The organism is Cetobacterium sp. ZWU0022 (genome assembly GCF_000800875.1).
Classification (GTDB): Bacteria; Fusobacteriota; Fusobacteriia; order Fusobacteriales; family Fusobacteriaceae; genus Cetobacterium_A.
This window is the reverse complement of the sequence record NZ_JRJZ01000008.1, coordinates 1-5,393: the sequence shown is the minus strand read 5'-3', so window position 1 is coordinate 5,393 and position 5,393 is coordinate 1. Positions and strand designations below refer to the sequence as shown.

General features: G+C 25.9%; 5 protein-coding genes. 4 read left to right on the top strand and 1 reads right to left on the bottom strand.

The window, feature by feature from the left end; all coding sequences use genetic code 11:
- Positions 1 to 96 precede the first annotated feature (96 nt).
- A complete protein-coding gene (locus L988_RS00255) occupies positions 97 to 966 on the top strand; it encodes an RluA family pseudouridine synthase (protein WP_052191600.1) in 870 nt (289 codons plus the stop codon).
- A gap of 2 nt (positions 967 to 968) precedes the next feature.
- A complete protein-coding gene (locus L988_RS00250) occupies positions 969 to 1,481 on the top strand; it encodes an NUDIX hydrolase (RefSeq protein ID WP_047380386.1) in 513 nt (170 codons plus the stop codon).
- 7 nt (positions 1,482 to 1,488) lie between these two features.
- Here the strand turns inward: L988_RS00250 and L988_RS00245 are convergent, their stop codons facing one another.
- Entirely contained in the window at positions 1,489 to 2,895 is a 1,407-nt protein-coding gene (locus tag L988_RS00245; protein WP_047380385.1) for a PLP-dependent aminotransferase family protein, read from the bottom strand.
- A 107-nt stretch (positions 2,896 to 3,002) separates the two neighbouring features.
- Between L988_RS00245 and L988_RS00240 the strand changes: the two genes are divergently transcribed.
- Positions 3,003 to 4,466, top strand: a complete 1,464-nt coding sequence (locus tag L988_RS00240) for an ABC transporter substrate-binding protein (RefSeq protein WP_052191599.1) — start codon at positions 3,003 to 3,005, stop codon at positions 4,464 to 4,466.
- A 69-nt stretch (positions 4,467 to 4,535) separates the two neighbouring features.
- The gene (locus tag L988_RS00235) at positions 4,536 to 5,321 is read left to right on the top strand and encodes a Cof-type HAD-IIB family hydrolase (RefSeq protein ID WP_047380383.1); all 786 of its coding nucleotides are present in this window, start codon (positions 4,536 to 4,538) and stop codon (positions 5,319 to 5,321) included.
- Positions 5,322 to 5,393: the final 72 nt, after the last annotated feature.

Genomic DNA, 5,393 nt, shown 5'->3' with positions numbered 1-5,393 from the left:
AAACACGACAAATTGTCGCAATAAAATTAAAACACGACAAATTGTCGCAATAAAATTAAACCTATGTTATAATAAAAATAAAAAAGAGGTATATTTATGAATTTTAAAGTAGTAGAAAAAAACGAGTTAATGAAATTTCTAATAGAGAAATTAACAAAACAAAGTAAGAACAATATAAAAACACTTTTATCAAAAGAGCAGATAATGGTAAATGGTAAAGTGGAAAGACAATTTAATTTAATTTTAAATCCAGGAGATGAAGTTACAGTAAGTTGGGAAAAAAATAGAAATGATAAAACACCAAAAGGAATAAAAATTTTATTTGAAGATTCAGATATTGTAGTGATAGAAAAGGAATGTGGTTTATTATCAATTGCAACAGAAAAGAAAAGCAATGAAAATACAGCTTATAAATTGCTGATGGATTATATAAAATCTAAAAATAAAAGAGAAAGAATTTTTATAGTGCATAGATTAGATAAAGATACGTCAGGAGTTATGATTTTTGCAAAATCAGAAGATGTAAAAAATAAACTTCAAGAAAATTGGAATGATTTAGTTTTAGAAAGAGAGTATGCAGTTATAGTTGAGGGAGTTGTAAAAGAGAAAAAAGGGCAGATAAAATCATATTTGAAAGAAAATAAAGCATTTACAACATACTCTGTGAAAGATGATAAAACAGGTGGAAAATTAGCTATAACAAATTATAAGGTTGAAAAAACAAAAGGTAAATATACATATTTGAAAGCGGCACTTGAAACTGGAAGAAAAAATCAAATAAGAGTTCATATGAGCGATATTGGTCATCCTGTAGTTGGAGATAAAAAATATGGTGCGCAAACAAACATTTTAAAAAGATTGGGATTACACGCACATACACTAAGAATTCAACATCCAGTAACAAATAAAATAATGAGTTTTGTATCACCTACACCAAAGGAGTTTATAAGAATAATAGGAGAGTAAAAATGAAATTAAATGACTTGAAATTTTTAAAAGTGAAAATTGAGAAACATCCAACAAGAGATATTCAACTTGAATTTTTAGAAAAACCAAATGCAATTGCAGCTTTAATTTTAAACTCAAAAGAAGATAAAGTTTTATTAGTAGAACAATATCGTCCAGGAGTAAATGGAAAATTATTAGAAATTCCAGCAGGAATAATTGAAAATAATGAAGATCCAAAAGAAACATTAAAAAGAGAAATAAGAGAAGAGACTGGATATGAAATTGATAGTTTTGAACTATTATATACTCCAGAAAAACCATTGATTTTATCACCTGGATATACTTCTGAAGAGTTATATGTTTACATAATAAAGCTAAAATCAGAAGAGGAAAAAGTTTATGAAAAACAACTTGATGAAGGTGAAGATTTAGAGTGTTATTGGTATAATTTAAAAGATATAGTGAAAGCAACTAATGATTTTAAAACACATTATGTTTTATCATTATATAAGAATTTGAAAGAAACGAAGTGACATAAAGTCACTCCTCTATATTTAAATTTTCAAAAAATTTGATAGCATTTTTTAAAAGAGATATTCCATTCGAGATATCTCTTTTTTCAATTCTTGAAAAGTTTAGTTTTATAAAATTATCCATTTCGTAATCTAATCCTGGGACAATTCCTACTTTATCAATTAATAATTTGTTATATATACTTTTTGAAGAGATATTTTCAGGAAGTTCTATCCAAATTGAGCATCCTCCAGAAGGTGGATAATATTTTATATTAGGAATTTGAGATAGCTCTTTAATAATGGATTCTTGTATAATCTTTAATTTTTTTCGACAAGAATTCATATGTTTATCAATTAAACCACTATTTAAAAGAAAAGCATAAGATTTTTGATATAAAGTTGAAGTATTTATATCGCTCAAAAATTTGTTATTTAAAAAAGATGATAAAAGAATTTTTGGAACAATAATAAATCCTAATCTAAATCCAGGCATAAAAATTTTTGAAAAGCTTTTGATATAAATAACACGGTCATTTTGATCTAAAGATTTTAATGGCAATGGAGGTAAATCAGAATAATATAAGTCAGAAGAAGAGTCATCTTCTATTATGAAAAAGTCGAATTTCTCTGCTAATAAAAGTAGTTTTTTTCGTTTTTCTAATGATAAATTAATTCCTGTGGGAGTTTGAAAGTTAGCCATTAAATATATAAATTTAATTTTTCTTTTTAATAAAATCTTTTCTAGTTGTGAAATATTAAGCCCATCTTTTTCTAAATCAATTGTTTCAATAGTAAGGTCTTGAGATTTAAACGATTTTACTGCACCTAAATAAGTTGGAGATTCAACAACAATAATATCTTTAGAAAATGCTAAAGTTTTAGAAATTAGATCAATACCTTGTTGAGCTCCAGATAAAATATGAATATTATCAGTTAGTGTGAAGATATTTAAACTTTGTAATGATAAATTAATAGCTTCTCTTAACTCTAAATTTCCTAATGGCCCTTCATTGATTAAAGCCATTTCTTTGTCTCTATCTAAAATAAAATTAATGGCATATTTAATATCTGAAACAGGAAGAAAGCTAAAGTTAGGGGTGGAGTTAATAAAATCGATTTTAAGAGAATGGTTATTACTATATAAATCATCATTTTCAAGATTTGAAGTTTTCTCTTCTTTTCCGAATAAAAAATTTGAATTAATAAAGAATCCACTTCCTTTAGAACTTTTTATATAGTTTATTTTTTCTAGTTCAGAATATGATTTGGCAACGGTATTAGAACTAATATTTAAAAAGTTTGAAACTTTTCTAATTGAAGGCAATTTTTTTACAATCTCTTTATTTTCAATTTTTTCTTTTAAAAAAGTATACAAAGGAATATATATAAATTTATTATTATCAATTTTAAAATTTTTAAATAGTTTATCCATTAAAACCTCCAAAAAGTGTATTAATACAATTTGTTTTATTTTTTTGAAAAATCTAGTCAAGTATGTCATACTAATAAAAGTATAACATAAAATCAGGGGAGGAAGAAATGAAAAACTTTTCAAAATTTTTTAAAATTATTTTTTTTATAATAATTTCAGTGGTTACTTTTTCTAATAATAGTAATGAAACTATTAAAGTTGCTTTGGGATATAGTGCTAGATCTTACGATCCACATAGACATACAGATAGTTCAACATTAGCTATAACAAAACAAATTTATAACAATTTATTTATTCTTGATGATAACGGTAAAATTGAGGGTGAACTAATAGAGAAGTTTGAGATTGAAGAAAATATATTGAAATTGAAAGTAAGAGAAAATATCTATTTTCAAGATGGAGAAGAATTAACAGCTGTGATTATAAAAGAGAGCTTGGAAAGAAATAAAGCTATCCCTGTAACAAAAGTTTTAGTAGATCCAATTGAGAGTATAGAAGTTATTGATAGATACAATCTTCAAATAAAATCATCAACAAATTTGAATATAGTATTGCATAATTTTACGCATTCATCGTTAGCAATAGTAAAAAATAGCAGAGATGGAAAATTAGTAGGAACTGGAGCATTCAAATTATTAGATTGGGGAACTGGAGTTAAAGTTATTTTAGAAAGAAATGAAAATTATTTTAAAAAGAAATCTGAAATTTTAAAAATAGAGTTTGTAACAATACCAGAGGCCACAAATAGATATATTGCATTGGAAACAAATGAAGTACAAATAGCGTATGATATAGCTTCTATAGATGTGAAAGCTTTAGAAAAATCCAAGGAATTAAGAGTAATTAATGAATTATCTTACGGAACAGATTTTTTATCAATTAATACAGAAAAAGCACCTTTAAATGATGTTAATCTAAGAAAGGCGATTAATTTTGCTTTAGATAAAGAATCAATAAATGAAGTGATATTTGAAAATACATCAAAAGTGGCCAATTCTATAATTCCACCAAATACATTTGGATACTCAGCAAAAGAGGACAAAATATATAATTTAGAAAAAGCAAAAGAGATAGTGAAAAATTATGAATTGCCAATAAAAATTGATTTATGGATATATGAAGATACGAGTAAATATCAGATGGCTCAGATTATTCAGGCAAATCTGAAAGAGATTGGAATAGAGGTAGAGATAAAAACATTAGAACTATCATCTTTTTTACAACTATCAGCAATGGGACAGCACAATGCTCTGATAGGGTTATGGTATACAAGTACTGGAGATGCAGATTATGGATATTATCCATTACTTCATAGCACTTCAAAAGGTGGAGTGGGGAATAGAAGTTTTTATGAGAATAAAGAAGTAGATAGATTATTAGAAGAAGCTAGAAAAGAGCAAAATCAATCAAAAAGAAAAGAAAAGTATACATCTGTTCAAAATATAATTTCTGAAGAAAATCCAATTATACCGATAGTATATAAAACATATACAATAGGATTAAATAAAAAAATAAAAGGATTTAAATTCAATCCTAACGGGAATCATATATTAGAAAATATACATTATTAATGGATAAAAATGAGGGAAATTTCCCTCATTTTTTGCTATAATATAACAAATACAGGGAGGTGGCTTTAAATGAAATCAGTAGCATTGGATTTAGATGGAACACTATTAAATTCTAAAAAAGAAGTGAGTAAAGAAAATATATCGATTTTAAGAGAGCTTTATAAAAAAGGAATAGAAGTTTTTATAGTGACAGGAAGGTCGTATAGTGCAACAGAAGGAGTTATAAAAAAATTAGAATTACCGATAACGGCTATTTGTTATAATGGGGCAAAGGTAGTAGATAGTAGAAATAATGAAGTAATTTATGAACAACCACTTTCAAAGGATATAGTAAGCATATTGATTAAAATATCTAGAAGAAATAAAGTACATTTAAATTTATATCAAAACGAAGAGTGGATAGTAGAAGATAAAAATAACTGGCAAACAAAATACTATAGAGATAATATAGACTTGGATGCTGTACAAAAAGATTTTGATACATTTGATAATCTTGAAATGACAAAGGCGCTTTTTGTAGATGAAAGAGTAAATCTTTTAGAAATAGAAAAAGAAATTAAAAAAGCATTAGGTGACAGAGTACATTTAACTTATTCACAAGAAAAATATTTAGAAGTTTTGAATACTAATGTGAATAAAGGAAAAACTTTGCAGAAAATATTAAATGACAAAGGATTAGGGCTAGAAAGTTGTATAGCGTTTGGCGATGCAAATAATGACAAAGAGATGCTTATGATGGTTGGATGTGGAGTTGCGATGGGAAATGCAGAAGACGAATTGAAAAATATTTCAAAAGAAGTTACTGATACCAATGATAATCACGGTGTGTATAAATTTTTAATACAAAGAATATAAAAAAGTGGACATAAGAGTCTTCTTCAAATTTTGTGTAAACTCTAAAAATTAAGAGTAATATTTTATATTTTT

What these genes read in the sequence shown, in the direction of transcription:
- L988_RS00255 (WP_052191600.1), top strand. Translation starts at nt 97, where the DNA reads ATGAATTTTAAAGTAGTAGAAAAAAACGAGTTAATGAAATTTCTAATA.
- L988_RS00250 (WP_047380386.1), top strand. Translation starts at nt 969, where the DNA reads ATGAAATTAAATGACTTGAAATTTTTAAAAGTGAAAATTGAGAAACAT.
- L988_RS00245 (WP_047380385.1), bottom strand. Translation starts at nt 2,895, where the DNA reads ATGGATAAACTATTTAAAAATTTTAAAATTGATAATAATAAATTTATA.
- L988_RS00240 (WP_052191599.1), top strand. Translation starts at nt 3,003, where the DNA reads ATGAAAAACTTTTCAAAATTTTTTAAAATTATTTTTTTTATAATAATT.
- L988_RS00235 (WP_047380383.1), top strand. Translation starts at nt 4,536, where the DNA reads ATGAAATCAGTAGCATTGGATTTAGATGGAACACTATTAAATTCTAAA.